Origin of the sequence: Flaviflagellibacter deserti, from assembly GCF_042652085.1 — a bacterium.
Classification (GTDB): domain Bacteria; phylum Pseudomonadota; class Alphaproteobacteria; order Rhizobiales; family Methylopilaceae; genus Flaviflagellibacter; species Flaviflagellibacter deserti.
In genome coordinates, this window is sequence record NZ_JBHSJF010000002.1 from 98,441 (window position 1) to 125,143 (window position 26,703).

Sequence of the window (26,703 nt, forward strand, 5' to 3'; positions counted from 1 at the left end):
GTCATCATTCGCCACGCTCAGTAGCGCGCCCCCTCCGGCTTCACGGTCGCATAAGCGGTCGTGCGGTAGTGGATGCGGCGGCCGTCGATCTCCTGCCGCTCGAGCGCGAAACCGGGCTCGTTTTCCGGCCGGTCGACGATGAAGGACAGCCGCACCGACTCCCACGTATGCGTGGCGTCGAATGCGGAGACGCGGATGTAGTGTCTCCCGGCATGGGCCTTGCGGCATTCATTGAGTTCGAACATGACGCCGGCGGCGTCCTTCACGTCGAACATCGGCAGCCCCCACATTTCCCAATAGGTGTTGCGGGGGTGAGGGTCGTCGGTGAACTCGATGTTCACGGCCCAGCCATTGTCGATGCAGTACTGCACCTGCCCGGCGATCTGCTCGTCCGTGAGGTCCGGCAGAAAGGAGAAGGCTCCCTGTGTGATGCGCATGGTGATCTCCTGATCTCTTCGAGTGGACGTCATTCGGCCGCGGTGGCTTGCGGAACGAAGTCCGGTGTGTCGGTCGAGGCGTAGTTGAAGGTCACGTCCTTCCACGTCTCCAGCGCCTGCTTCAGCGGCATGCAGTGCCTGGCCGCCGCGTCGAGGATGTCGGGACCCTCGTTGACGATGTCGCGGCCCTCGTTGCGGGCGAGGATGATCGCTTCCAGCGCGACGCGGTTCGCGGTGGCGCCGGCCTGGATGCCCATAGGATGGCCGATCGTGCCGCCACCGAACTGCAGCACCACATCTTCGCCAAGTAGGTCCACGAGCTGGTGCATCTGGCCGGCATGAATGCCGCCGGACGCGACCGGCATGACCTTGCGGGTCGAAGCCCAGGGCTGATCGAAGAAGACACCGTGCTGCAGGTTCTGCGGCACGAAATCCTCGCGACAGATGTCGTAATAGCCGCGGGTGGTGTTCGGGTCCCCTTCGAGCTTGCCTACGACGGTGCCGGCATGGATGTGATCGACGCCGGCAAGCCGCATCCATTTGGCAATGACGCGGAACGACACGCCGTGGGTCTTCTGTCGAGTGTAGGTTCCGTGTCCTGCCCGGTGCAGATGCAGAACCATGTCGTTGCGCCGCGCCCATTTCGACATGGACTGGATCGCGGTGTATCCGATGACGAGGTCGATCATCACGATGTTCGAGCCGAGCTGCTTGGCGAACTCCGCACGCTCGTACATGTCTTCCATCGTGCCGGCGGTGACGTTCAGGTAGGTGCCCTTCACCTCGCCGGTCGCGGCCTGCGCCTTGTTCACCGCCTCCATGCAGTAGAGGAAGCGGTCGCGCCAATGCATGAACTGCTGGCTGTTGATGTTCTCGTCGTCCTTGGTGAAGTCCAGCCCGCCTTTCAGCGCCTCGTAGACGACGCGGCCGTAATTGCGGCCCGAGAGGCCGAGCTTGGGCTTCACGGTGGCTCCGAGCAGGGGGCGGCCGAACTTGTCGAGCCGCTCGCGTTCCACGACGATCCCCGTGGCGGGCCCATCGAAGGTCTTCACATAGGCGACCGGCAGCCGCATGTCCTCGAGACGCAGCGCCTTGAGCGGCTTGAACCCGAAAACATTGCCGATGATCGAGGCCGACAGGTTTGCGATCGAGCCGTTCTCGAACAAATCGAGGTCGTAGGCGATGTAGGCGAACCAGGAACCGGGGCTGTTCGGGACCGGATCGACCCGGTAGCACTTGGCCCGGTACTTGTCGCAGGCGGTCAGCCGGTCGGTCCACACCACCGTCCACGTGGCGGTGGAGCTTTCACCAGCGACGGCGGCCGACGCCTCGATCGGATCGACGCCGTCCTGCGGGGTGACCCGGAACAGGGCGATGACGTCCGTGTCCTTCGGCTCATAGTCGGGCTGCCAATAGCCCATCTTCCGGTATTCCATCACGCCCGCGCTGTAGCGGTCGCGCTTGTTCTCGGTGGGCTTCGTCGTCTCGATAACGCTCATCGATCTGCTCCATAACTATCCCGTTGACGCGCAGCGGTGCCGACGCGCCTGGGCTCTTCGCCGTCGATTGTCTTCTGCCGGTCCTCCCCATGCGGAGGACCGGTTCACTCCGCCGCTGCGCGCGCTCCGCCGATGACCGGGTCGAGCGCGCCGCTTGCGTAGCGTTTGGCCATGGCCGAGAGCGGCACGACCTTGATCTTCGATGCCTGCCCGGCGGTGCCGAACAGCTCGAAGCGTTCCCGGCAAAGGTCGCGCATGGCGTCCATGGCCGGTTTGAGGAATTTGCGAGGATCGAATTCGGACTTCGCGTTCTGAGCGACCTTCCGGAACTGGGCGGTCATGGCGAGGCGGCAGTCGGTGTCGATGTTCACCTTGCGCACGCCGTGCCTGATGCCGCGCACGATCTCCTCGACGGGCACGCCCCAGGTCTGGGGCATCTCGCCGCCGGAAGCGTTGAACAGATCCTGCAATTCCTGCGGCACCGAGGAGGAGCCGTGCATCACGAGGTGCACGCCGGGAAGCCGCCTATGGATCTCCTCGATCACGTGCATTGCGAGGATGTTGCCATCCGGCTTTCGCGAGAACTTGTAGGCGCCGTGCGAGGTGCCCATGGCGATCGCGAGCGCGTCGACCTTTGTGCGCGCGACGAAATCCACCGCCTGGTCGGGATCGGTGAGAAGCTGGTCGTGCGAGAGGCCGCCCTCCGCTCCGTGGCCGTCCTCCTGCTCGCCGGCGCCATGCTCCAGCGAGCCGAGCACGCCGAGTTCTCCCTCGACCGAAGCGCCGACCCAATGCGCGGCGTCGACCACCCGCCGAGTGACGGCGATGTTGTAGTCGTAGTCCGCCGGGGTCTTGGCATCGTCCTTCAGGGAGCCGTCCATCATCACCGATGTAAATCCGTGCTGGATCGCCGAGAGGCAGGTCGCCTCGTTGTTTCCGTGGTCCTGGTGCATGCACAGCGGGATGTGCGGATACATCTCGGCCAAGGCCTCGATCATCTTGGCGAGCATGATGTCGTTGGCGTAGGTACGTGCGCCGCGGCTCGCCTGCATGATCACGGGAGCGTCGACGACGTCGGCCGCCTCCATGATGGCGAGCCCCTGCTCCATGTTGTTGATGTTGAAGGCGGGGACGCCATAACCCTGCTCGGCGGCGTGGTCGAGGAGCTGGCGAAGGGTGATGCGGGCCATTGGCTTTGCTCCTCAGGCTCGGTTCAGAAGGTCGCGGGCAGCGTGCGCCACCGCGTCGGATGTGATGCCGAAACGGTCGTACAGGTCGGCGGCAGGCGCCGAAGCGCCGAAGCCCGCCATGCCGATGAAGCGGCCGTGCTCGCCGGTCCAGCGGTCCCAGCCGAACCGTGCGGCCGCTTCGACCCCGATGCGCGGCACCTCGCCCAGGACGCCGCCGCGATAGCTCTCGTCCTGCCGCTCGAACAGCTCCCAGCACGGCATGGAGACCACGGCGGCGGCCACGCCCTCGGTCGCCAGCCTGCCCGCGGCATCGAGCGCGATTTCCACTTCCGAGCCGGTGGCCAGAAGCGTCACGTCGCGGTGGGTTTCGGGTTCGCGAACGACATAGGCCCCCTTCGCCGTCTGATTCTCCCGCACGTCGCCGGTGCGGAAGGTCGGCAGGTTCTGCCGCGACAATGCGAGTACCGATGGCGTGCGTTCCGAACTCAGCGCGATCTCCCAGGCTTCCGCCGTCTCGATCGCGTCCGCCGGGCGAAACACGTTCAGGTTCGGCGTCGCTCGCAGCATTGCGAGATGTTCGATCGGCTGGTGGGTTGGCCCGTCCTCGCCGAGGCCGATGGAATCGTGGGTGAGCACATAGACCACCCGCTGCCCCATCAGAGCCGACAGGCGGATTCCCCCGCGGGCGTAATCGGAAAACACCAGGAAAGTGCCGCCGTAGGGGATGAAACCGCCGTGCAGCGCGATGCCGTTCATTGCCGCCGCCATCGCATGCTCGCGGACACCGTAGTGGACATAGCGGCCGGCATAGCGGCAGGCCGCTATCGGCATCATGCCCCTGGTGATGGTCAGGTTCGAATGGGTGAGGTCGGCCGAACCACCGATCGTCAGCTCGGTTGCCTCATTGATGACGGCGAGCGCCATCTCGGAAGCCTTCCTGGTCGCGACCTTCGGCGCTTCCGCCGCCAGCGCGTGCTTGTAATCGGCCATTTTCTCGCTGAGGACGGCCGGCAGGCGGCCGGCGAGCGCGGCTTCGAATCCTTCTCGCTGTTCGGCGAAGGCGAACCGGTATTCCCAGGCCTCGCGAGCGAGAAGGCCGCGTTCCGCGATCTTCCTCCAGGCGGTGCGGACCCCGGTCGGAATCTCGAACGGCGCGTGCGGCCAGTTGAGATGCTCGCGCGCGCCCTCGATCTCGGCGGCTCCCAGCGGCGCGCCATGGACCGTTTCCGTCCCCGCTTTGTTGGGGGCACCGAAACCGATGGTGGTGCGGCAGGCGATGAGCGAAGGGCGTCTGGTGTTGCGCGCCCTGGCAATGGCGTCGATCAAAGCATCGTGGTCATGACCATTGACGCGTCGCACATCCCATCCCGCCGCCTCGAAGCGGCCGAGTTGGTCCGTCGAAGTCGAGAGCGAGGTCGCGCCGTCGATGGAAATGCCGTTGTCGTCCCACAGAACGATCAGCTTGCCGAGCAGGAGATGGCCGGCGAGATCGATGGCTTCGTGCGAGATTCCTTCCATGAGGCAGCCGTCGCCAGCGATCACGTAGGTGAAGTGATCGACCAATTCGTCGCCGAAGCGGGCGTTCATCATGCGCTCGGCGAGCGCCATGCCCACCGCCGTGGTGAGTCCTTGGCCGAGCGGTCCCGTGGTGGTCTCGACGCCGAGCGTGTGGCCGTATTCGGGGTGGCCGGCGGTGGTGGAACCCAGCTGGCGGAAGCGCTTGAGCTGGTCGGTTCCCATATCGGCATAGCCGAGCAGGTGATTGATTGCATAAAGCAGCATCGAGCCATGCCCGGCGGAAAGCACGAAACGGTCGCGGTCCGCCCAGTCCGGCTTCGAAGGGTCGATCTTCATGAATCGGGAGAACAGCACGGTCGCCGCATCCGCCATGCCCATCGGCATGCCGGGATGGCCGGACCTCGCCTGTTCGACGGCGTCCATGGCGAGCGCGCGCAGCGCATTGGCCATGTCGCCGTAAGGGATTTCGGTCTCTTTCTCGACGGAGCTGAAAACCGGCATATTGGCCCTGGTCAACATGGCTTCCTCCTCTCCGTTCATGCGGCGCGGCGCTTCTTCTCGACGAGGTCGAGGATCATCGGCGTCAGAATGAGTTGCATCGCGAGGTCCAGCTTGCCGCCGGGAATGACGATTGAGTTGGCGCGCGACATCCAGCTGCCCTGGATCATCGAGAGCAGGTAGGGGAAGTCGATGCCGCGCGGTTTCTTGAAGCGGATGACCACGATGGATTCGTCCGCCGTCGGTATCCAGCGGGCGATGAACGGGTTCGAGGTGTCGACCGTCGGCACGCGCTGGAAGTTGATGTCCGTATGCGTGAACTGCGGGCAGATGTAGTTCACGTAGTCCGGCATGCGCCGCAGGATGGTGTCCGTCACCGCCTCGGTGGAATAGCCGCGATCCGCCCGGTCTCGATGGATCTTCTGGATCCATTCGAGATTGACGACCGGAACGACGCCGATGCTCAGGTCCGCATAGCGCGCCACATCGATGTTGCCGGCGACGACGGCGCCGTGGAGGCCCTCATAGAACAGCAGGTCGGTCGGTCGAGGCAGGTCCTCCCACGCCGTGAAGGTGCCGGGTGGGCCGCCGAATTCCTCGGCTTCCGCGTCGTCGTGGACATAATGGCGGTACTTGCCGGTGCCGGTCTGCGAATAGCTGCGGAAGGTCTCCTCCAGCTCCTCGAACAGGTTCGAGTCCGGGCCGAAATGGCTGTAGTGATGGTTTCCGCGCGCTCCTTCCTCGGCGATGATCTGCTTCATCTGGGCGCGGTCGTAGCGGTGGAAGGAATCGCCCTCGATGTAGACGGCTTCCACCTTCTCGCGGCGGAAGATCTGTTCGAACGTGCGCCGCACGGACGTGGTGCCCGCGCCCGAGGAGCCGGTAACCGAGATGATGGGGTGATGGATCGACATGCCCGTGCTCCTCACGCCCGTAGCAGGCCGCGGCGCCCGAACAGGGGCGAGCGGTCGGCGATGTTGCAGGGTCCGGTGTGATAGCGCGTGACGCGCTCCACCTCGGCGCGTGAACCGAAAACCAGCGGCACGTGCTGGTGCAGGCTCGTAGGAACGATATCCAGAATCGGCTGGCTGCCGTCGGTCGCGGCACCCGCTGCCTGTTCCATCAGGAAGGCGATCGGGTTCGCTTCATAGATCAGCCGGAGCCTGCCTTGCCCGTAACCCTTCCGCATATCGGCCGGGTAGAGATAGACGCCGCCGCGAACCAGAATCCGATAGGCTTCCGCCACCATCGAAGCGGTCCAGCGCGTGTTGAAATCCTTGGCGCGCGGGCCCGAGGTTCCCGCCTGACAGTCTTCGACATAGCTGCGGACCGCCGCATCCCAGTGTCGGACATTGGAGCCGTTGATGGCGTATTCGGCGGTTTCGGCCGGAACGACGATTTGCTCCTGGATCAGCAGGAAGCGGCGCGAGGCGCGGTCCAGGATGAATGCGTGCGTTCCCGCGCCGACCGTCAGCACCAGCGCGACTTGCGGCCCGTAGACCAGGAAGCCGGCGGCGAGCTGACGAGAGCCCGGCTGCAGCAGGGCGTTCGGACCGTTGAACGGCAGGATCGAGAAAATGGTGCCGATCGACAGATTGGTGTCGATGTTGGACGAGCCATCCAGCGGATCGACCGCGACCGCGAGCGGCGCCTCGGCATCGAGCGCGATAGCCTCGTCGGCCTCTTCCGAGCCGAGATAGGCGACAGGCGCATCCCTCAAGGCCTCGGTGATCAGCACGTGGGCGATCGCGTCGAGTTCCTTCTGGCTGTCGCCGTCCTTGTGATAGCGGCGCACCGCCGCCAGTTCGCCTGCCAGTGCGCCCGCGGCGACGAGCTCCGAGATCGCGATGCATGTCGTCGCGAGACTGACGACGGTCTGAGCCACCGCCTGTCGCAACGAGCCGCTTCCGGCCCACCCGGACAAGTGGTCCTCCAAGGTCTGGTGTGTCACGGCGCTTCCTCTTGGTCCTGTCGGACCGTTGGCGTCCTGTTTCCGATAGTCTTCGAGCGGGAACCCGGAGCTGACGCCTTTTCTTGTGATCAGGCTGCCTGAGTTGGCTCAATAAGGAAATTCGAATATTCTTTCTGTTGAATTCAGCTTTCCTGAAAACGGCATGCGACCATGCGCAATGTCACACTCAAACAGCTTCGCGCCTTCGCGGCGGTGATCGATACCGGCTCGGTCAAGGGTGCCGCGCGAAGGCTCCATGTCACGCCTCCCGCGGTCACGATGCAGATCCAGTTGCTGGAGGAGCAACTGGGATTACCGCTGCTCGACAGGACCGGAGACCGGTTCGCTCCGAGCGATGCCGGTCACGAAATTCTGAATGCGATTGCGCGCATCGAGCGTGCCCTGGCCGATTGCGGCGGGGCGCTCGACGCGATGAAGGGCCTGAGCGGCGGTCGGATTTCGGTCGGCATCGTCTCGACAGCGAAATATTTCGCGCCGACCGCCCTCGGTGCGTTTGTCCGCCTGCATCCAGGCCTGGACGTGGTGCTGGTCGTCGGCAATCGCGAGGAAATCATAACGGCGCTGCGCGGCGATGCGATCGACCTCGCAATCATGGGGCGACCGCCTCTGGACATGGAGATGGACAAGAGCCCGATCGGCGAGCACCCGCATGTCATGATCGCGCCGGTCGGCCATCCGCTGACGGGGCGTCGGCTACGCCCCGCGGAACTCGTCGGCTCCAACTTTCTCGTGCGGGAGCGCGGTTCGGGTACGCGCACGATCATGGAGCGCTTCTTTCAGGAAGCCGGGGTCGAGCCCAAGATCGGGATGGAGATCGGCTCAAACGAGACAATCAAGCAGGCGGTCATGGCCGGTCTCGGCCTGTCCTTCATCTCGGCTCACACGGTGGCGATCGAGATCGCGGACGGCCGCCTTGCGTTGCTCGATGTCGAGGGGCTGCCCGTGATTAGGCAATGGTTCGTGGTGAAGCGCTCGGCCAAACGGCTACTTCCCCCAGCAGCGGCACTCAGCGAGTTTCTGGCTTCGCACGGCGCGGAGTTCCTGCCAACGGCATTACCGGGTTCCGTGGCCGGTCAAGGCGCACCGGCCGGCCGGAAGCGCAAGCGCGCGGGCTCGCCCTAGAAAATCGAGTTGCGAGCGGTGCTGTGCGCGGCGGGTGCTTTAGCGGCAGCTGATCCTCCAGGTTGCTGTTGGCCGGCGTGCTGGATAGACTCCTGGTCTCGCCTTCGAGTTGATGTGAGGCCCTGATGCCGCCGCTTGAGCCCTCAAAAGAGCGCCTCATGCCCGGTCACGGCCACGCCGGTATCGAGCAGGCGGTGAACGCCTTCAGCTTGCTGCGCGATTATTTCGAGGGAGCGATCATCGTCGATGCGGAGTCCCGCATCACCTGGATGGATGCTCGTTATCGAGACCTGTTGAAGCTTGCGCCGGATTTCGACCCCATCGGCCTGCCAGTCGAAGAGGTGATCCCGCATTCGCTGATGCGGCGGGTGGTCGAGACGGGGAAGCCTATCCTGCTCGACATCATGCGCTTCGATGACCGCCAGTTTGTCGTTTGCCGCATTCCATTGAAGGACGAGGCGGGCAAGATCGAGGGCGCCATCGGCTTCGTGTTCTACGACAATGTCGACTACCTCGAGCCCATTCTCGACAAGTTCGAGAACCTGCAGAAGCAGCTCACCCGGGCGCAGGCGGCGCTGACGCGGGAGCGGCAGGCGAAATACTCACTATCGAGCTTCGTCGGGGTCAGCGACGCGGTCAAGGAACTGAAGTCGCAGGTCCGCCGATTCGCCTTGCGCGAGGGAGCGGTGTTGATCCTGGGGGAAACCGGCACCGGCAAAGAGTTGCTTGCTCATGCCATTCACCAGCAGTCCGACCGGGCCGACGGACCGTTCATCGCGGTAAATGTCGCGGCAGTACCGGAGCAGCTGCTCGAGGCTGAGTTTTTCGGGGTCGCGCCGGGGGCCTTCACGGGAGCGGACAGAAAGCCGCGCAAGGGCAAGTTCGAGCTTGCGCATGGCGGTACTCTCTTCCTGGACGAGATCGGGGATATGCCCCCGGGCATCCAGGCCAAGTTCCTGCGTGTGCTGCAGGACGGCGAGGTCGAGCCGCTGGGCTCCAACACGGTCCGCAAGGTGGATGTCCGCATCATAGCGGCGACATCGCAGGATCTCGAGGCAAAGGTCGCCGACAGGAGCTTCCGCGCTGATCTCTATTATCGCATCGCGGTCCTTGCGATCCGAATTCCGCCGCTGCGCGAACGGCGCGGCGACGTCGCTGCGTTGTGCGAGACCCTGTTGGAGCAGGTGATGCGCTCTTCCGGCCAGCGCGGCTGGGTATTGATGCCGGAGGCGATCCGGCTGCTCGAGGCGCACGACTGGCCGGGCAATGTTCGTGAACTGCGCAACGTGCTCGAACGCGCCGCGGCGCTGGCACCATCCGAGGTACTGGACGCGGCGGCGATCCGCCGAGCCCTGCCGCAAGCGGCCCCTCGCTCCCCGTCGGTCCCGGCCCTATCCGGCGGCGGCGATCTCTCCGCCAAGCTCGCCGAAGCGGAGCGCCAGGCCATCATCGCCGCCCTGGATGCCTCCAATGGCGAGAAACTGGCGGCAGCCCGGCAACTCGGCGTGTCGCGCTCGCAGTTCTACGAGAAGCTTCGTCGTCACAACATTTCGTCCTGAATCCGGGACTTGTGTTCGGATTCCCGGACGGAAGCCTTTGGACTTTCGCGGGACTTCACCTGCAAACCGGTGTCTGCACGCTTGGCACAGAAGTTGTAGCGTAGCCCTCAAACAAGGCCGGCAAGGCCTGAAAACAGGGTGGAGAAACGCGTGCAGAACGGCAGGCGGGTGGTGCTCGTCACCGGCTCGACCAGCGGAATCGGGCTATCCATAGCGCAGAAGTTCGCGCGGCTCGGTTACGCGGTGGCGCTCAACAGCTTCGAGGCCGAGGCCGAGGTGGCTGATGCGCTGGTGTCCTTCGGCAATGCCGAGGTTCGCTATTTCAAGGCAGACCTGGCCGACCCCCGCGCGGCGTTCGATCTGGTCGGGCAGGTGATCGAAGCATTCGGACACCTCGACGTGCTGGTGAACAATGCCGGCATCCAGAAGGTCGCGGCAATCGAAGATTTCCCGCCCGACGACTGGGATCGCGTCCGCGCCATCAGCCTCGATTCCGCCTTCCACACCATTCGCGCGGCGCTCCCAGGCATGGTCGAGCGCCGCTGGGGCCGGATCATCAACATCGCCTCGGCGCACGGCCTCCGCGCCTCGCCGTTCAAATCCGCCTATGTGGCCACCAAGCACGGCGTCGTCGGGCTCACCAAGACAGTGGCGCTCGAAGCGGCTGAGAAGGGCGTGACGGTCAATGCCATCTGTCCCGGCTACGTGTGGACGCCACTGGTGGCAAAGCAGGTCGCCGACCAGGCGCGTGTGCACCGGATGAGCGAGGACGATGTGATCCGCAACGTCATGCTCGCCCCGCAGCCCACGCGCCGGTTCGTCCAGCCCGAGGAGATCGCTGAGCTCGCCGCCTATCTCTGCGGCGACATGGCCAGGTCGATCACCGGCTCGGCCATCTCGATCGATGGAGGCTGGACCGCAAAATGAGCGCGACGGGCGACTTCATCCTGAAGGCGGAGCGGCTGACCAAGCGCTTCGGCGGCTTCGCTGCGGTGAGCAATGTCGATCTGGCGGTCGAGCGCGGCACCATCCACGCGCTGATCGGACCGAACGGGGCAGGGAAGACCACTTGCTTCAACCTCCTGACGAAATTTCTTCAGCCCAGCGACGGAGCCATCTTCTTCAACGGCCGCGACATCACGCGCATGCCGCCGGCCGATATCGCGCGGCTCGGGCTGGTCAGATCGTTTCAGATCTCGGCGGTATTCCCGCGCCTCAGCGCGCTTGAAAACGTTCGCATCGCACTGCAGCGCCAGCGCGGCGACAGCTTCGATTTCTGGCGTTCCGAGAAAGCGCTCAACCGCTTCGACGGCAAGGCCATGGCCGGGCTCGATGAGGTGGGGCTCGCCGAGTTCGCCGCCACCCCGGCGGGCGAGCTCTCTTATGGCCGGAAACGCGCCCTAGAGATCGCCACCACGCTCGCGCTTGATCCTGAAATGCTGCTGCTCGATGAGCCGATGGCGGGCATGGCGCAGGAAGACGTCTCGCGCATCTCGGCGCTGATCGCCCGGATTGCCGAGAATCGCACCATTCTGATGGTCGAACACAACCTCTCGGTGGTCGCCGATCTCTCCGACCGCATCACCGTGCTGGCACGCGGGCAGGTGCTGGCGGAAGGGTCGTACGAAGTGGTGAGCCGGGACCCACGCGTGGTGGAAGCCTATATCGGCGTCGGCCATGGTTGAGGCCGCACCCCTCATCCGGCCCGAAGCCGGCACCGCCGAGCTCGCCGTGCGCGACCTCCATGGCTGGTACGACGAGAGCCATGTGCTGCACGGCATCAATTTCGATGTCCGCCCCGGCGAGGTGGTGACCCTGCTCGGCCGCAATGGCGCCGGCAAGACCACGACGCTCAAGGCGATCATGGGGATTCTCAGCAAGCGCACCGGCTCGGTGCGGTTCATGGGCCGTGAACTGATCGGGCTCCCCGCCCGCGCGATCGCCCGCGCCGGCATCGCCTTCTGCCCGGAGGAGCGCGGCATCTTTTCGAGCCTCTCTGTCGAGGAGAACCTGATGCTGCCGCCGACCATCCGCGACGGCGGCCTCAGTCGCGACGACGTGCTCGGCATATTCCCGAATCTCAGGGAGCGCCTGCAGAGCCAGGGCACGAAACTCTCGGGCGGCGAGCAGCAGATGCTGGCCATCGGCCGGATCTTGCGCACCGGCGCGAAATTCCTGCTTCTCGACGAGCCCACCGAAGGCCTCGCGCCGGTGATCGTCCAGCAGATAGGCGCGACGCTGCGGACGCTGAAGCAACGCGGCTTCACCATCGTCTTGGTCGAACAGAATTTCCACTTCGCCGCCTCGGTCGCGGACCGCCACTACGTGGTCGAGCAGGGCCGGGTGATCGACGAGATCTCGGATGCCGAACTCGCCGCCAATACGGAGAAGCTGCACGCCTACCTGGGCGTGTGACCGACAAAGAATAACAATGGAGGAGACCAGGTCATGACATTCACCAGGAGATTGCTGCTCTCGGCAGCGCTCATCTTCGCGACGGGGCCGGCCTTCGCCGAGACCGCCGTCAAGATCGGCGTGCTCAACGACCGCTCGGGTATCTATACCGACCTTTCAGGTGAAGGCTCGGTCATCGCCGCCAGGATGGCGGTCGAGGATTTCGGCGCCGCAGCGAAGGGCATCAAAGTCGAGATCATCTCGGCGGACCATCAGAACAAGCCCGACATCGCATCCAGCATCGCTCGCAAGTGGTACGATCAGGACGGCGTCGACCTGATCGTCGACGTGCCGACCTCCTCGGCGGCCTTCGCGGTGAGCGACATCACCAGGGAAAAGAAGAAGGTCTTCATCAACTCGGGTGCCGGCTCGGCCGATCTCACCGGCGCCAAGTGCTCGCCCAACACCATCCACTGGACCTATGACACCTGGGCGCTCGCCAAGGGCACCGGCGGCGCGATGGTCGCGGCCGGTAACAAGAAGTGGTTCTTCATCACCGCCGACTACGCCTTCGGCCACTCGCTCGAGAAGGACACCGCGGCGGTGGTCAAGGCTGCCGGCGGCGAGGTCGTGGGCAGCGTCAGGCACCCGTTCCCGGGCACCGACTTCTCGTCCTATCTGCTGCAGGCGCAATCGTCCGGCGCGCAGGTGATCGGGCTGGCGAACGCCGGCGGCGACACCGTCAACACCATCAAGCAGGCAGCCGAGTTCGGCATCACCCAGGCCGGCCAGTCGCTGGCGGGACTCCTTATATTCATCACCGACATCCACGCCCTCGGCCTGAAGACGGCGCAGGGCCTGGTGCTGACCGAGAGCTTCTACTGGGATCTGAACGACGAGACACGTGCCTGGTCGGCCCGGTTCGCGGCCCAGCACGGCGGCAAGGAGCCCACTATGGTGCATGCCGGCGTCTATTCGGGCGTACTGCATTACCTCAAGTCGGTCGAGGCTACCGGTGGCAAGGACAGCGCCGCGGTCATCGCCTCGATGAAGTCGATGCCCACGTCCGACCCGCTGTTCGGCAAAGGCTCGGTGCGCGAGGACGGCCGCAAGATCCACGACATGTATCTGTTCAAGGTCAAGGCGCCGGCCGCCTCCAAAGGTCCGTGGGACTATTACGAGAAGCTCGCAACGATTCCGGCCGCCGAAGCCTTCCGACCGATCGCCGATGGCGGCTGCCCGCTGCTGAAATGATCCTCTCGAGGAGCGTGCTCCGGCCCGCTCCTCGCTCCGCCCTAGAGGAAACGACATGTTCGAGCTGCTGGGAATTCCGCCGCAGGCGCTGTTCGGGCAATTGCTGCTAGGGCTGATCAACGGCTCGTTCTATGCGCTGCTAAGCCTTGGCCTCGCCGTGATCTTCGGCCTGCTCAACATCATCAACTTCGCGCATGGCGCGCAGTACATGATGGGTGCCTTCCTCGCCTGGATGCTGATGACCTATTTCGGCATCGGATACTGGTGGGCGCTGCTGCTCGTTCCCATCGCTGTCGGCGCCTCCGGTGTCGTGATCGAGCGGCTGATGATCTCGCGGCTCTACCACCTCGATCATCTCTACGGCCTGCTGCTCACCTTCGGGCTGGCGCTGATCATCCAGGGTCTGTTCCGCAACCAATATGGCGTGTCGGGCCTGCCCTACACCATTCCCGCCGAGCTCTCTGGCGGCACGAATCTAGGCTTCATGTTCCTCCCTAACTATCGCGGTTGGGTGGTGCTTGCCTCGCTCGTCGTCTGCCTCGGCACCTGGTTCACGATCGAGAAGACCAAACTCGGCGCGTATCTTCGCGCCGCGACCGAGAACCCCACGCTGGTCGGCGCTTTTGGCATCAACGTGCCGCGCATGATTACGCTCACCTACGGCTTCGGCGTCGGGCTCGCGGCGCTGGCCGGCGTGCTCGCGGCGCCGATCTACTCCGTAAACCCCAACATGGGTGCCGACCTCATCATCGTCGTCTTCGCCGTGGTGGTGATTGGCGGCATGGGCTCTATCCTTGGCGCCATCGTCACCGGTTTCGGCCTCGGCATCATCGAAGGCCTGACACGGGTGTTCTATCCCGAGGGGTCGGCGGTGGTGATCTTCGTCATCATGGCCCTCGTTCTGCTGGTGAAGCCCGCTGGTCTGTTCGGGAGGACCGTATGACCGTGGCCAATACCGAGACCCACCCGGTGACGCTCCCGGCCGACCTCCGCATCAGCACACCCAGGCATCATGTGGTGATTTTCGCGGGCCTTCTCGGCCTGCTGCTGGTCGCGCCGTTCGTGCTCTATCCCGTGTTCCTGATGAAGGTGCTGTGCTTTGCGCTCTTTGCATCGGCGCTGAATCTTCTCCTCGGCTATGGTGGTCTGCTGTCGTTCGGACACGCCGCCTTCTTCGGCTCGGCGAGCTATGTCGCCGCCCATGCCGCCAAGGTCTGGGGCCTGACGCCGGAACTCGCCATCCTTCTCGGGACCGGCGCAGGCGCCGTGCTCGGGCTTGGCATCGGTGCGCTCGCCATCCGTCGGCAGGGCATCTACTTCGCCATGGTGACCCTGGCTTTCGCGCAAATGGTGTTCTTCTTCGCGCTGCAGGTGCCGTTCACGGGGGGCGAGGACGGTATCCAGGCGGTCCCTCGCGGAAAGCTGTTCGGGCTGGTCGACCTCAGCAACGACCTCACCCTCTATTTCGTCGTGCTGCTGATCGTGTTCGGCGGACTGCTGCTGATCTACCGCATCGTCCACTCGCCCTTCGGGCAGGTGCTGAAGGCGATCCGGGACAACGAGCCGCGCTCGGTTTCACTGGGTTACAAAGTCAATCGATACAAGCTCGCCGTCTTTGTGATGTCAGCAACCCTGGCGGGTCTCGCCGGAGCCACCAAGGCCATCGTGTTCCAGCTCGCGTCACTCACCGATGTCTACTGGACCATGTCTGGCGAAGTGGTGCTGATGACCCTGATCGGCGGCATGGGCACGATCTTCGGGCCGCTCGTCGGGGCCGCGGTGATCGTCACCATGCAGAACTACTTCGCTGGCTTCGGGGCTTGGGTGACCATCCTCCAGGGCATCGTGTTCGTAGTCACCGTGTTGCTGTTCCGCGAGGGCATCATCGGCGTAATCGCTCGCTGGACAAAGAAGGCGCTGTAAAGAAATGACCACCAGTTCCACCGTCATCGTCGCCGCCCGGCGTACCCCGATCGGCTCGCTCAACGGCGTGCTCGCACCTCTCGCTGGCCACGAACTCGGCGCCGCCGCCATTCGCGCCGCGGTGGCCGACGCCGGTGTGGCGCCCGATGAGATCGACGAGACCATTCTCGGCCAGGTCCTGACCGGGGGGCAGGGGATGAACCCGGCTCGACAGGCCGCCCGCAGCGCGGGCCTCGCCGACGCAGCACCCGCCGCGGTGGTCAATCAGGTCTGCGGTTCAGGCCTCCGCGCGGTGGTCCTCGCACATCAGCAGATCGCCACCGGCAGCGCGTCCGTCGTGGTCGCTGGCGGGCAGGAGTCGATGACCAACGCCCCGCATGTCGCGGTGCTCCGACAAGGCAAGAAATTCGGCGACATCGCCTTCCGCGACACTCTCGCCAGCGACGGCCTCAATGATGTCTTCTACGGCTACCCGATGGGCAATACCGGGGAAAACGTCGCCCGGGCGCACCAGATCACCCGCGACGCGCAGGACGCATTCGCGCTCGCTTCGCAGCAGAAGGCCTCGGCAGCCGCGCGCAGCGGCCGGTTCGCTCCCGAGATCGTCTCAGTGACGATCGATACCCGAAAGGGCGACGTCACCATTGATGCCGACGAGCACATCCGCCACGACGCAAGCCTCGAGGCGATGGGCAGGCTCAAGCCCGCCTTCGTCGAGGGCGGCACCGTCACCGCCGCGAATGCCTCCGGCATCAACGACGGCGCGGCGGCGCTGGTGCTGATGAGCGAGGCGGAGGCATCGCGCCGTGGTCTCGCCCCGCTTGCACGCATTGCGAGTTGGGCCCATGCGGGCGTCGATCCACAAGTGATGGGGCTCGGTCCCATCCCCGCGAGCCGCAAGGCGCTCGAGCGGGCAGGGTGGTCAGCCGCCGATGTCGATCTCTGGGAAATCAACGAAGCCTTTGCCGCGCAGAGCCTTGCGGTGATCTCCGAACTCGGCCTCGATCCCGCCCGCGTGAACGTCAATGGCGGCGCGATCGCGCTCGGTCACCCCATCGGCGCATCGGGCGCGCGGGTGCTGGTCACGCTGCTGCACGAACTAGGCAAGCGCAACGCCAAGCGAGGCGTGGCGACCCTCTGCATCGGCGGCGGCATGGGCATCGCGATGGCGGTCGAGCGTGACTGAGGTGGCCGAGATACTCTGGCAGCCGTCTCTGGAGCGTATCGGCGGCACCGCGATGGCGCGCTTCGCCACAGAGGCTGGCTTCGCCGCCACCGACTACGCCGGTCTCCACCGCTGGTCCGTCACCGAGCCCGAGCCATTCTACAGTCGCCTGTGGGACTTCCTCGGCATCATCGGCGACAAGGGTTCCCGCACCTATGCGCCTGGCCCGGACCAGATCGCCACGCGCTTCTTCCCTGAAGCGTCGCTGAACTATACCGAGAACCTGCTCGCCCGGCCCGGCATCGGACCCGCGATCATCGCACATCGCGACGACGGCACCCGCCGCGAGCTGAGCTGGCCGGAACTGCAGGACCTCGTCTCGCGCGTCAGCCAGGCGATGACCGCCTCCCGCATCGTCCCCGGCGACCGCATCGCCGCGATCGTCACCAACGACATCGAGGCCATTGCCGTCTATCTCGCTTCGGCCGCCATCGGCGCGGTCTGGGCCTCGTGCTCCCCCGATTTTGGTCCCTCCGGTGCCGCTGATCGGCTGGGCCAGATCGGGCCAAAGCTGATCGTCGCGGTCCCCGGCTACAGCTATTCCGGCAAGCGCTTCGACATCACCGAGAGCATCAACGCGGTGGCGGAGACCGCTGAAGTTGAACGGATCGTTCTGATCGGCGAACCGGCCCCGGACGCGAGGTTCTCCCGTCCCGCTGTCACGCTCGCGGACTGGGTCGCTCCTCACGCACCCACCACCATCCGCTACCACCGGCAGGGGTTCGATGCGCCACTGGCGATTCTGTTCTCCTCCGGGACCACCGGTAAACCGAAATGCATCGTCCACCGGACCGGGGGACTGCTGCTGCAGCATCTGAAGGAACACGTACTGCACTGCGACGTGCGCCCCGGCGACCGGCTGTTCTATTACACCACCTGCGGCTGGATGATGTGGAACTGGCTGGTCACCGGCCTCGCTGCCGGCGCCACCCTCGTCACCTTCGACGGCAACCCGGCTTTCCCCGGCCCAACCCGCATGGCCGATCTCATCGATGCCGAGGACATCGCCATCTTCGGCACCTCGGCCAGGTACATCGACAGCTGCCGCAAAGCCGGCATCCGACCGCGGCAGACGCATTGCCTCACGTCGCTGCGCGCGCTGCTCTCCACGGGATCGCCGCTGCTCCCGGAAAGCTTCGACCACGTCTACGAGAACTGGAAACCGGACCTGCATCTGGCTTCCATCTCAGGCGGCACCGACATCTGTGCGTGCTTTCTCGGCGGCGTGCCGACGCTGCCAGTGCGGCGCGGCGAGTTGCAGGGTCCGATGCTCGGCATGGACATGGCGACCTTCGACAGCGACGGCCGGCAAGTCACCGGCGTGCCCGGCGAGCTCGTTTCCCGCGTCGCACACCCCTCGATGCCGCTTAGCTTTTGGGGCGATACCGCCAATCAGCGCTACCGCGCCGCATATTTCGAACGATTTCCCGGCGTCTGGGCGCATGGTGATTTCGCCGAGCAACGCGTCACGGGTGGCTTCGTCATCCAAGGTCGGTCCGATACCACGCTCAAGCCGGGTGGCGTCCGCATCGGCACGGCCGAGATCTACCGCCAGGTGGAGGCCATCCCCGAAGTGCTCGAATCCATCGCCGTGGGACAGGATTGGGAGGGCGACCAGCGCATCGTGCTGTTCGTCCGCCTACGTGACGACGCGGCATTGTCGGATGAGTTGGTCGAAACCATCCGCCAGCGCATCCGCACCGGCGCCACGCCCCGCCACGTTCCGGCCCGCATCATCGCCATCGCCGAAATCCCCCGCACCCGTTCCGGCAAGATCTCCGAGCTTGCCGTTCGCGACACCATCCACGGCCGCTCCATCGCCAACGACTCTGCGCTGGCGAATCCGGAATGCCTGGCGCTCTACCGAGGCTTGGCGGCGCTGGCGGAGTAAAGGTAAACCGCTGAACGAGCTCGTCGGTGCGGACGTCGTAGCGGTGCGGCCGGAATGAGGATGGAAACAGCGCCCTTCGTATTCGGCGGACCTTTACCTAACCGCCAACCCCGCCCCGCGCGCTCCGTCGACGATCAGCTCGGTCAGCTCGCCGTTGAAATGCTGAAGCTGGGCCAAATCCGAGCGGAGCCGTGTTTCATAGCCGGGGTAGACTTTCAGAAGGTCGCGGACGTTCGAGCGGGCGATTTCCGTACGGCCAAGCGAGGCATTGATCGCGGCCATCAGCGTCTGCGGCAAGGGCAGGCCGCTCGACGCGGCGGGTCCGATCAACTCCAGCGCCTTCTGATTGTCGCCGAGCCGGTATGAATCCAGCGCCAGGAAGAACTGCGTACCGGTGCGCGGGCGGGCGGTGAGGTCAATCGACTGGCGAATGCGCGCCATGCCTTCGTTGTACGAACCGCGCACATAGGCACGCGCGCCGCTCTGGTAGAGAATCTCTGGATCGTTCGGATTGAGCTCGATCGCACGCTGGGCGGATTGGTCGGCAGCGCCGAAATCGCCGAGCCGGAATTGTGCCGAGAACAGCGCGAGATAAGCGAGGCTCGATCTCGGCGCGAGATGCACCGAGCGCTCCGCCGCATCCAGGGCCATCCGGTCGAAGGGGGGCATCCCCGTGCGATCGGCCAGCGCGGTGCTTTCGTGAACATAGGTCATCGCCAGCAATGCCCAGGCGTCCGAATATTGCGGTGAGAAGCCTATTGCCTGTTCAAGGCAGTGTCTGACCTGAGATCCGCGCTGCCGCTGCGGATCGGACAGCTGCGCCCGCGCCTGGAGCACGCATTCATAGCTGTCCCCCGATGGCGCAGTGGCCAGGGTGAACGTTGCCGCGCGGCCGGTCGCGATGGGTTCGGCTATTCTCGCAGCGACCTGGCCGGCGATATGATCTTCGATCGTCTCGGCCGCGTCTTCCGCCGATCCGCGGTCGATCACCTCTGACCAGATCGTCTCGCCGTTGCGGGCATCGGAGACGCTCCACCAGAACCGCATCGAAGATGCGCCCATGCGGACTGTAGAGTCGATTGCATAGACCCGGTTCGCGGGGTTCTGGAGGGTAAGCTTTTCGATGTCCATCCGGTCGTCGATCAGGACGAGCCGGATACCGGAGAAGCGTGAAATACTCGAGACCAGCGATTGAGTGAGGCCATGCGCGACCTGCGAGCCGCTCTCGTTCGGAGTGAGGCTGCGAACCTCCCGCAACGCGAAGATGGCCGGACCGGAATTGCGGCTTCGGTCGGTCCAGTTCGACGCCGCCAAGGCGAGGATGAACAGTCCCGCGAAAGCAGCGGCGCATGACGCCAGAAACCAGGGACGGGTCATGACGGGTGAACCGTCTGGAACAGGTGCTCCTGTCAGCGAGAGCCGCGAGGTCTGCTCCGGCTCGGTGACATGCTGCGGCTCGTCCTCCCTGCGGGAGAAGGTGGGTACGTAACCGCCCTTCGTCAGTTCGATGCGGATGCCCTCGGAAGCGCCGGGTCCCTCATAATAGGCGCTGAGCGCTGTCCGGATCCGGTTCGCCTCGATCCTGACGATCGGGTCCTGTCCGCCATCGAAGGCTTCGCCGCGGCCGAAGACGTCGACCGCGATCGTATAGGATTTGATACGCTCCGAACGGCCGGCGAGCGTCTCCTCGACGACAAAGCGAAGAAAGCGGCGATTGCGTTCGGACAATCTGAGCCGGTCGTCGGCCAGCAGACGTTCGAGGACGTCATAAGCCTCTTCCGCTTCCACCGGACTTTGGCTGTCGGAGGAAACCAGGGCGAGCTTCGGTCGGCATTCTTCCGTTGCTTGTCGTTGCAGCCGCCGCATGAACCACCCTTTCATGCATCACTCAAGCAGTCCGGTAAGCACGTATCCTGGGTTTATCGGGTTGAAAGATTTGCCGGATCGTCATCGCAAAGTTGTCGGTTCGCCTTAATTGTGCGGACAATTCTTTCAACTTCGACGTGATCGAGCCTACCACCTTCAGGCGCGACGTAAAGTAACCGTAAGAGGCTAGCCCTCGGCCGCACCTGACTTCAGACTTCAACCGATCGCAAAAGAATCCTGTCGCGGGACGTCGGTGCACAACCCTCACCCACCGACAAAAGAGGCGAGGACGGGCATGCCGCCCTGTCCTCGCCTCCTACATTTGGAGTGGTTCAGAATTTCCCGCTCATGTTGAAGTAGAAGGCGTCGCCCTTCAGCCGGTTCTCGACATGAACTTCCGGTGCCCAGCTGAAGCTGAAGTCCACCTCCGCATCGTCGATCTTGGCCTTGTATTTGAGCACCGGCCCGACGGCGACAGAGCGGCCTTTGAAGCCGCCGACCAGATCGGCGAAAGTGCTGTCATCGTCTTCGATCTGATAGAGCACACCCGTGAAAATGCCCGCCGAGAACCGTTCGGTCAGGCTTTTCGTGATGGCGACATCGAGATGGGCCATCGCGCCGCTGTAGTAATCGGTATCCGGATTGGTCGTGTTGAAATCGATGCCGAACTTGGCCGAATAGTCGATGCCGTGCGCCGCATCGATATGCGTGGCGGCGACATAAGGCGTGAAGGACCAATAGTTCATGCCGACGAAGGCAATCTTGTCGGGATCGTAATTTCCGGTCGGAGCGGTGACCGTCAGGCCGGCCGAAAAGAACGTATTGCCAGTGTCGTTGTGCCAACCGAAGAGAAGCGGTGTGATCTGGATGTCACCCAGTCCTCCCAGCACATCGGTGCGTTCGAAAGGACCAACGAACGCCGCAGTTTCCATCCGGCCGAACGGCAGGACCATTGAAACGGCATAGGTCCAGTTGCCGCCGAGTTCGAGCTTCGGCACGAAGACACCGCCAAGCGCCGTCGTCCAGACCGTCGCGTCAACGCCCGCAGCGATGTTGTCGCCGATCGGAATATTGAAGTTGGCCGAACCGCTGTAGACGATGTTCGAGACGCCCCAGTAGGCGCCGGGGAAGGGCGGAACGATGCCGGCACCTGGCTGGGCATACAGGCCCGGCATGTATCGGCCGGCGGCGCCTTCGGTGGCTTCAGCCGGATGTGGCGCAACCGCTGCCAGAGCGGCCGTCAGCGTCAAGGCGGCATGTACGTTGCGCATGATAACCCCCAAGCGTCCGTCCGCCGCCGCTGAAGCGCGCCGACGAATCCCCTTCGAAGACTGGAAACTTCCCGGACTGGTTTCAATCCGGGGTTCTACACGTCCCCAAGATGTTCGTGGTTGCAGCGGCTTCTGCTGCCGGGTGGATCAGACGCACGACGCAACGACGAAGTATCATTTCACGCCTGATCGATGGGAGGATGAAGTCTGTTACGGTTACATTCTCCATGGTGTTCCACGTCGAGTGATTTCTTCAGACGTCACTCGCAAGTATCAGAAGAATATGGGTTTTATTGCGGGCTGTTACCGTAACATAGCCTTCGAGTTCTGGTCATCACCATCGAAACGCGAAATGTTTGCCCGGCCCGTCATGACGAGCGGTGTCCCCGATGTTCTCGCGTCTTCCGCCCTCGGACTGCCTGCCGTCCTGCCTCTGCCCTGATCCGAGGTGGCGGGCATGAGCGCGTTGTCGGACATGCTCAGCCTGTTCTGGCGGGAGATCGCGGACCGCCCCGACGGCCCTTTCGCTTTTCGCTTCTATCTCCAGCCCGTGATGTCCGCACTCCTCGCGTTTCGTGACGGCATCAAGGACGCAAAGGGTGGAACGCCCCCGTACTTCTGGACGATCCTGAACGATGCCGAGCGGCGCAGTGCGTCGTTGATGGAAGGCCTGAAGGCGACCGCCAGGGTCATCGGCCTCGGCTTCCTGATGGACTTCGCCTACCAGTATTTCGTGCTGGCGAAGTTCACGCCGCTGGAGACGATCGTCGTCGTCCTGCTTCTCTGCTTCGTGCCCTATCTGCTGTTGCGCGGGCCGTTCCGGCGGCTCGCCGGCTGGTGGCTTCGCCGTCAGCATCAAGAGCGCCGGTCATGAGCGACGAACACCTCTCCTTCGATCCGCCGCGAGGCAAGGACGACATTTCGGTCCTGCTGTCGTCGCGCCGCACCGGAATGTCGTTCCAGCGGACGCGGATGAGCGCCGACCGCACTTTGATGTCGGTGATCCGCACCTCGCTGTCGCTGATCAGCTTCGGCTTCACGATCTTCCAGTTCTTCCAGAAGATGCGGGATCAGGACGTGCTGACCACTGCCGCGCCTGCGCGCAACTTTGGCGTGGCGCTGGTTGCGCTCGGCATCGTCATGCTGGTCGGCGGCATCGTCTACCACCTGCAATTCATGCTGGCCCTCCGCGTCGAGCGGAAGGACATGACGGAGCAGGGCTTGATCCGCGGCATCAGCCCGTTCCCCCCATCACTCACTTTGTTCACCGCGGTCATCCTGCTGCTCATCGGCCTCGCAGCGATCGTCAGCATGGTGTTTCGCGTCGGCCCGTTCGGGTGAGGATCCTCTCCACGTCACAGGAGGTGCGTAATGGCTAACGATGGAAAGAAGCCGAACATTCTCGTCATATTCGGAGATGACATCGGCATGTGGAATGTCGGTGTCTACGCGAACGGCATGATGGGCAATACGCCCAACATCGATCGTATCGGTCGAGAAGGTATCATCTTCACCGATCACTACGGCCAGGCAAGCTGCACGGCGGGCCGGGCAGCCTTCATTATGGGCCAGACGCCGGTGCGAACCGGCATGACCACAATCGGTATTCCGGGTTCGCCTCGGGGCATTCAGAAGGAGGATCCGACTTTAGCCGAAGTGCTGAAGACGCAAGGCTATGCGACCGGCCAATTCGGCAAAAACCACCTCGGCGATCGCAACGAGTTTCTGCCGACCGTGCACGGCTTCGACGAATGGTTCGGCAATCTCTATCACCTCAACGCGGAAGAAGAGCCGGAGGAACTCGACTATCCGGGTCAGAAGGATCCGGCATATTTGAAGAAGTACGGCCCTCGCGGCGTGCTGCATGCGTGGGCAACCGACAAGGACGACCCTGAGACCGATCCCGTGTTCGGCCGTGTGGGCAAGCAGAAGATCGAAAACACGGGCATGTTGACGCGCGAGCGGATGGAAACCTTCGACTCGGAGGTGCTCGGGCACACGCTGAACTGGCTCGACAAGGTCGGCGAGGAAGACAAGCCGTTCTTCTGCTGGTTCAATTCGACCGCCATTCACATCTGGTCGCATCCACAGAAGAAATACGTGCAGATGGCCGTCGACGAGGGGCGCGCCGAAGAAGACGTCGTGCGGGCGAAGATGCTGGAGCACGACGAGCACGTCGGCGCGCTGCTGAACAAGCTCGAAGAGCTGGGTGTCGCCGACAACACGATCGTCGTCTACACGACCGACAACGGCAACGAACTCCTGATGTGGCCGGACGGCGGTTACGCCCCGTTCCGGGGCGAGAAGGGCACAACCTGGGAAGGCGGCCTGCGCGTTCCCTGCCTGGCCCGTTGGCCCGGCAAGATTCCGGCGCATTCGATCTCAAATGGCATCCAGAGCCACGAGGACCTGTTCGTCACGCTCGCGGCCGCCGCCGGCTTGCCCGGCCTCAAGGATGATCTCCTGAACGGCCACCAGATGAACGGCACGAACTACAAGGTCCATCTCGACGGCTACAACAACCTCGAGCACTGGTCCGACACGTCGAAGAAGTCGGCCCGAAAGGCATTTTTCTATTACGACGAGACTGACCTAATGGCCGTTCGTGTCGGACCCTGGAAAATGCACATCGGTGTGAAGTCGGAGGGGAGCTGGTGGAATGACAAGCACTATCCGAGCGTGCCCTACGTCTTCAATCTGCTGATGGACCCGATGGAGAAGATCGATCCGGAATCCCATGAATGGGGATATGCCGGGCGGAAATTCTTCGCGCAGAAAATGTGGGCACCGACCGCCGCCCAATCGTTCATCCGCGAGCATCTCAAGAGCTTGATGGATTACCCGCCGCGGCAGGGCGCCGACACGCTCAGCCTGCACAAGGCGCTCGAAGGCGCGATGGCGAAGATGGAGGCGGCAAGGACCTCGAACAACTAGCCGCAGGAAACGGGGCGGCGACCGACGTCGCCGCCCTCATCGCTCGCGAGGATGCAGATGTCGGTATTAGAAGCGACCGAAAGAGCTCAGGGCCTTGAGCGCATACGCGATCGAGGCGAACGGCTTGCTGCACGCCTCGTGGTAATCGCCGCTGAGGCCCTGATGGCCGTTCGGGTCGTGGTCGAAGTGAATGTGCACGCTGCTCTGGTCCTGGGTGATCGGCGTCTTGCAGCTCAAGCACCAGGGTTCGTTCCCGCCGCTGCCGCTGGCGGGCATGGGATCAAAGGCCAAAATTCCAACTCCTGCGCGATCGCCGCGCCTTTCATAAGTTGGCATGCCGTATCCGGCCGCCAAAGCCCAGATCGGATCTCCTCCGTGGGTTATCCAGAGGCCAGCGACGATCCGTCGTCATTTCTTCACAAATGTGGATTCCGCCACACAGGCGACAGGGTCGATTCCGCACGGAATCCCCGTTGCCGAAGTCGTGCACATTCAGCACCGGAACTCGGCGGATGCGGGAGCCCAACCACCTACGTCAAGGGAGAATGAGGAAATGGCAGAAAAAGCAAAGCCGAATATCCTCGTCATCTGGGGCGACGATATCGGCATCTCGAACCTGAGTTGCTACTCGCACGGCATCATGGGCTACCAGACGCCCAACATCGATCGCCTCGCTCGGGAAGGCATGATGTTCACCGACAGCTACGGCGAACAATCCTGCACCGCCGGGCGCTCATCGTTCATCACGGGACAAAGCTGCTACCGCACCGGGCTCTCCAAAGTCGGAATGCCGGGCGCGCCGGTGGGTATGTCGGAGAAGCTCGTCACGATCGCCGCGCTGCTCAAGGAGCAGGGCTACGCGACGGGGCAGTTCGGCAAGAACCATCTCGGCGATCTCAATCACATGCTGCCGACCAATCACGGCTTCGACGAGTTCTTCGGCAACCTCTACCATCTGAACGCGGAAGAAGAGCCGGAGATGGAGGACTATCCGTCGGAGAAGGACTTCCCGGACTTCCGGAAGAACTTCGGTCCCCGCGGCGTCATTCATTCCTGGGCGACCGACAAGGACGACGCCACCGTCATGCCGCGCTGGGGCAAGGTCGGCAAACAAAAGATCGAGGACACCGGCCCGCTCACCAAGAAGCGCATGGAAACCTGCGACGACGAGTTCATCGCGGCGGCGAAGGATTTCATCAAGCGCCAGAACGATGCAGGCAAACCGTGGTTTGTTTGGGTCAACACTACTCATATGCACTTCATCACGCATACGAAGAATGAAAGTCGCGGTCAGGCGGGCCGTTGGCAGTCGAATTATCACGACACGATGATTGATCACGACAAGAGTGTCGGGGAATTGCTCGACTTTATCGACGAACTCGGAATCTCCGACGATACGTTCGTCCAGTACTCCACGGACAACGGTCCGCACCGCAATACTTGGCCGGATGGTGGCACGACGCCGTTCCGTAGCGAAAAGAATACCAACTGGGAAGGCGGGTTCCGGGTGCCATTGATCGTGCGCTGGCCAAACAAGATTCAGGCCGGCTCGATCAGCAACGAGATCGTGCAGCATCACGACTGGCTACCGACTTTCCTCACAATGGCGGGCGCGTCCGATGTCGTGGACAAGCTGAAGAGTGGCTACAAGGCCATCGGGCGTACCTACAAGAACCACATCGACGGCTACGATCTCCTGCCATACCTAACGGGGCAGGAGAAGAAGAGTCCGCGCAACTTCTTCTTCTACTTCAGCGATGACGGTGACGTTCTGGCGATCCGCATGGACAACTGGAAGATCGTATTCATGGAACAGCGTACGCCCGGCACGCTTGATGTCTGGCGCGACCCATTCGTGCGGCTCAGGGTGCCGAATATCTTCAACCTGCGCACAGACCCATTCGAGTTCGCAAAGATAACGTCGAATACTTACAACGACTGGATGGTCCACCACGTCTATCTGATCTACGCGGTTCAGGCGGTCGCGGCGAAATTTGCTGAAACCTTCCGGGAGTTTCCGGTCGTGCAGAAGCCGAACAGCTTCACCATCGACGATGCGATGGCGAAGATGTCGGAGTCGCCAGGCGGAGACTAGCAATTCGAAGGGCGGCGGAGCGATCCGCCGCCTTTTGCTTCCGCGAGGCTTGAGA

General features: G+C 63.6%; 23 protein-coding genes. 14 read left to right on the plus strand and 9 right to left on the minus strand.

The annotated features are described in order from the left end of the window. Positions 1–17: 17 nt before the first annotated feature. From ACFPFW_RS02615 to ACFPFW_RS02640, 6 genes are all read right to left on the minus strand, one after another. Positions 18–437 carry a ribulose bisphosphate carboxylase small subunit gene (locus ACFPFW_RS02615; protein ID WP_114957320.1) on the minus strand — a complete coding sequence of 140 codons (420 nt, stop codon included), beginning with the start codon at positions 435–437 and terminating at the stop codon, positions 18–20. Positions 438–466: 29 nt separating this feature from the next. Beyond that, positions 467–1,936: a form I ribulose bisphosphate carboxylase large subunit gene (locus tag ACFPFW_RS02620; RefSeq protein WP_114957321.1), complete on the minus strand. Its 1,470-nt coding sequence runs from the start codon at positions 1,934–1,936 to the stop codon at positions 467–469. 104 nt (positions 1,937–2,040) lie between these two features. Beyond that, the gene (gene fba / locus ACFPFW_RS02625) at positions 2,041–3,126 is read right to left on the minus strand and encodes a class II fructose-bisphosphate aldolase (RefSeq protein ID WP_114957322.1); all 1,086 of its coding nucleotides are present in this window, start codon (positions 3,124–3,126) and stop codon (positions 2,041–2,043) included. Positions 3,127–3,138: 12 nt separating this feature from the next. Further along, positions 3,139–5,145, minus strand: coding sequence for a transketolase (tkt, locus tag ACFPFW_RS02630; RefSeq protein ID WP_379769387.1), 2,007 nt, complete (start codon positions 5,143–5,145; stop codon positions 3,139–3,141). A 35-nt stretch (positions 5,146–5,180) separates the two neighbouring features. Continuing rightward, positions 5,181–6,056: a phosphoribulokinase gene (locus tag ACFPFW_RS02635; protein WP_114957323.1), complete on the minus strand. Its 876-nt coding sequence runs from the start codon at positions 6,054–6,056 to the stop codon at positions 5,181–5,183. An 11-nt stretch (positions 6,057–6,067) separates the two neighbouring features. Then, on the minus strand, positions 6,068–7,093 hold the full coding sequence (locus tag ACFPFW_RS02640) for a class 1 fructose-bisphosphatase (RefSeq protein WP_114957324.1): 1,026 nt from the start codon (positions 7,091–7,093) through the stop codon (positions 6,068–6,070). Positions 7,094–7,264: 171 nt separating this feature from the next. Between ACFPFW_RS02640 and ACFPFW_RS02645 the strand changes: the two genes are divergently transcribed. From ACFPFW_RS02645 to ACFPFW_RS02690, 10 genes are all read left to right on the plus strand, one after another. After that, positions 7,265–8,236: a LysR family transcriptional regulator gene (locus ACFPFW_RS02645; protein WP_114957325.1), complete on the plus strand. Its 972-nt coding sequence runs from the start codon at positions 7,265–7,267 to the stop codon at positions 8,234–8,236. Between the two features lie 125 nt (positions 8,237–8,361). Next, the gene (locus ACFPFW_RS02650; RefSeq protein ID WP_379769307.1) at positions 8,362–9,795 is read left to right on the plus strand and encodes a sigma-54 interaction domain-containing protein; all 1,434 of its coding nucleotides are present in this window, start codon (positions 8,362–8,364) and stop codon (positions 9,793–9,795) included. A gap of 150 nt (positions 9,796–9,945) precedes the next feature. Beyond that, complete coding sequence (locus ACFPFW_RS02655; protein WP_114957326.1) at positions 9,946–10,722, plus strand: 3-hydroxybutyrate dehydrogenase; 777 nt, start codon at positions 9,946–9,948, stop codon at positions 10,720–10,722. Then, on the plus strand, positions 10,719–11,480 hold the full coding sequence (locus ACFPFW_RS02660; protein WP_114957327.1) for an ABC transporter ATP-binding protein: 762 nt from the start codon (positions 10,719–10,721) through the stop codon (positions 11,478–11,480). The genes ACFPFW_RS02655 and ACFPFW_RS02660 overlap by 4 nt, the downstream gene beginning before the upstream one ends. Further along, complete coding sequence (locus ACFPFW_RS02665; RefSeq protein ID WP_114957328.1) at positions 11,473–12,210, plus strand: ABC transporter ATP-binding protein; 738 nt, start codon at positions 11,473–11,475, stop codon at positions 12,208–12,210. Before ACFPFW_RS02660 ends, ACFPFW_RS02665 begins: the two co-directional genes overlap by 8 nt. A 33-nt stretch (positions 12,211–12,243) precedes the next feature. Then, a complete protein-coding gene (locus ACFPFW_RS02670; RefSeq protein WP_114957329.1) occupies positions 12,244–13,443 on the plus strand; it encodes an ABC transporter substrate-binding protein in 1,200 nt (399 codons plus the stop codon). A 55-nt stretch (positions 13,444–13,498) separates the two neighbouring features. Beyond that, the gene (locus ACFPFW_RS02675; protein WP_114957330.1) at positions 13,499–14,386 is read left to right on the plus strand and encodes a branched-chain amino acid ABC transporter permease; all 888 of its coding nucleotides are present in this window, start codon (positions 13,499–13,501) and stop codon (positions 14,384–14,386) included. Next, positions 14,383–15,366, plus strand: a complete 984-nt coding sequence (locus ACFPFW_RS02680) for a branched-chain amino acid ABC transporter permease (RefSeq protein WP_114957331.1) — start codon at positions 14,383–14,385, stop codon at positions 15,364–15,366. Before ACFPFW_RS02675 ends, ACFPFW_RS02680 begins: the two co-directional genes overlap by 4 nt. Positions 15,367–15,370: 4 nt before the next feature. Further along, positions 15,371–16,552, plus strand: coding sequence for an acetyl-CoA C-acetyltransferase (locus ACFPFW_RS02685; protein WP_114957332.1), 1,182 nt, complete (start codon positions 15,371–15,373; stop codon positions 16,550–16,552). Beyond that, complete coding sequence (locus tag ACFPFW_RS02690; RefSeq protein WP_114957333.1) at positions 16,545–18,482, plus strand: acetoacetate--CoA ligase; 1,938 nt, start codon at positions 16,545–16,547, stop codon at positions 18,480–18,482. Before ACFPFW_RS02685 ends, ACFPFW_RS02690 begins: the two co-directional genes overlap by 8 nt. Before the next feature lie 93 nt (positions 18,483–18,575). Here the strand turns inward: ACFPFW_RS02690 and ACFPFW_RS02695 are convergent, their stop codons facing one another. Together ACFPFW_RS02695 and ACFPFW_RS02700 are read right to left on the minus strand one after the other, a co-directional pair. Continuing rightward, positions 18,576–20,363: a hypothetical protein gene (locus ACFPFW_RS02695; RefSeq protein WP_162799699.1), complete on the minus strand. Its 1,788-nt coding sequence runs from the start codon at positions 20,361–20,363 to the stop codon at positions 18,576–18,578. Positions 20,364–20,680: 317 nt separating this feature from the next. Beyond that, positions 20,681–21,619, minus strand: a complete 939-nt coding sequence (locus ACFPFW_RS02700; RefSeq protein ID WP_114957335.1) for a SphA family protein — start codon at positions 21,617–21,619, stop codon at positions 20,681–20,683. 457 nt (positions 21,620–22,076) lie between these two features. Between ACFPFW_RS02700 and ACFPFW_RS02705 the strand changes: the two genes are divergently transcribed. From ACFPFW_RS02705 to ACFPFW_RS02715, 3 genes are read left to right on the plus strand one after another with little or no spacing between them, the layout of a single operon-like run. Beyond that, positions 22,077–22,493, plus strand: coding sequence for a hypothetical protein (locus ACFPFW_RS02705; protein ID WP_379769315.1), 417 nt, complete (start codon positions 22,077–22,079; stop codon positions 22,491–22,493). Continuing rightward, on the plus strand, positions 22,490–22,960 hold the full coding sequence (locus tag ACFPFW_RS02710) for a YidH family protein (RefSeq protein WP_379769318.1): 471 nt from the start codon (positions 22,490–22,492) through the stop codon (positions 22,958–22,960). The genes ACFPFW_RS02705 and ACFPFW_RS02710 overlap by 4 nt, the downstream gene beginning before the upstream one ends. A 30-nt stretch (positions 22,961–22,990) precedes the next feature. Then, positions 22,991–24,553: an arylsulfatase gene (locus ACFPFW_RS02715; protein WP_114957336.1), complete on the plus strand. Its 1,563-nt coding sequence runs from the start codon at positions 22,991–22,993 to the stop codon at positions 24,551–24,553. A 66-nt stretch (positions 24,554–24,619) separates the two neighbouring features. Here ACFPFW_RS02715 and ACFPFW_RS02720 read toward each other — a convergent pair whose 3' ends face one another. Next, positions 24,620–24,844, minus strand: a complete 225-nt coding sequence (locus ACFPFW_RS02720) for a hypothetical protein (protein WP_162799700.1) — start codon at positions 24,842–24,844, stop codon at positions 24,620–24,622. 262 nt (positions 24,845–25,106) lie between these two features. Between ACFPFW_RS02720 and ACFPFW_RS02725 the strand changes: the two genes are divergently transcribed. Continuing rightward, positions 25,107–26,648: an arylsulfatase gene (locus ACFPFW_RS02725; protein ID WP_114957338.1), complete on the plus strand. Its 1,542-nt coding sequence runs from the start codon at positions 25,107–25,109 to the stop codon at positions 26,646–26,648. Positions 26,649–26,703 lie beyond the last annotated feature (55 nt).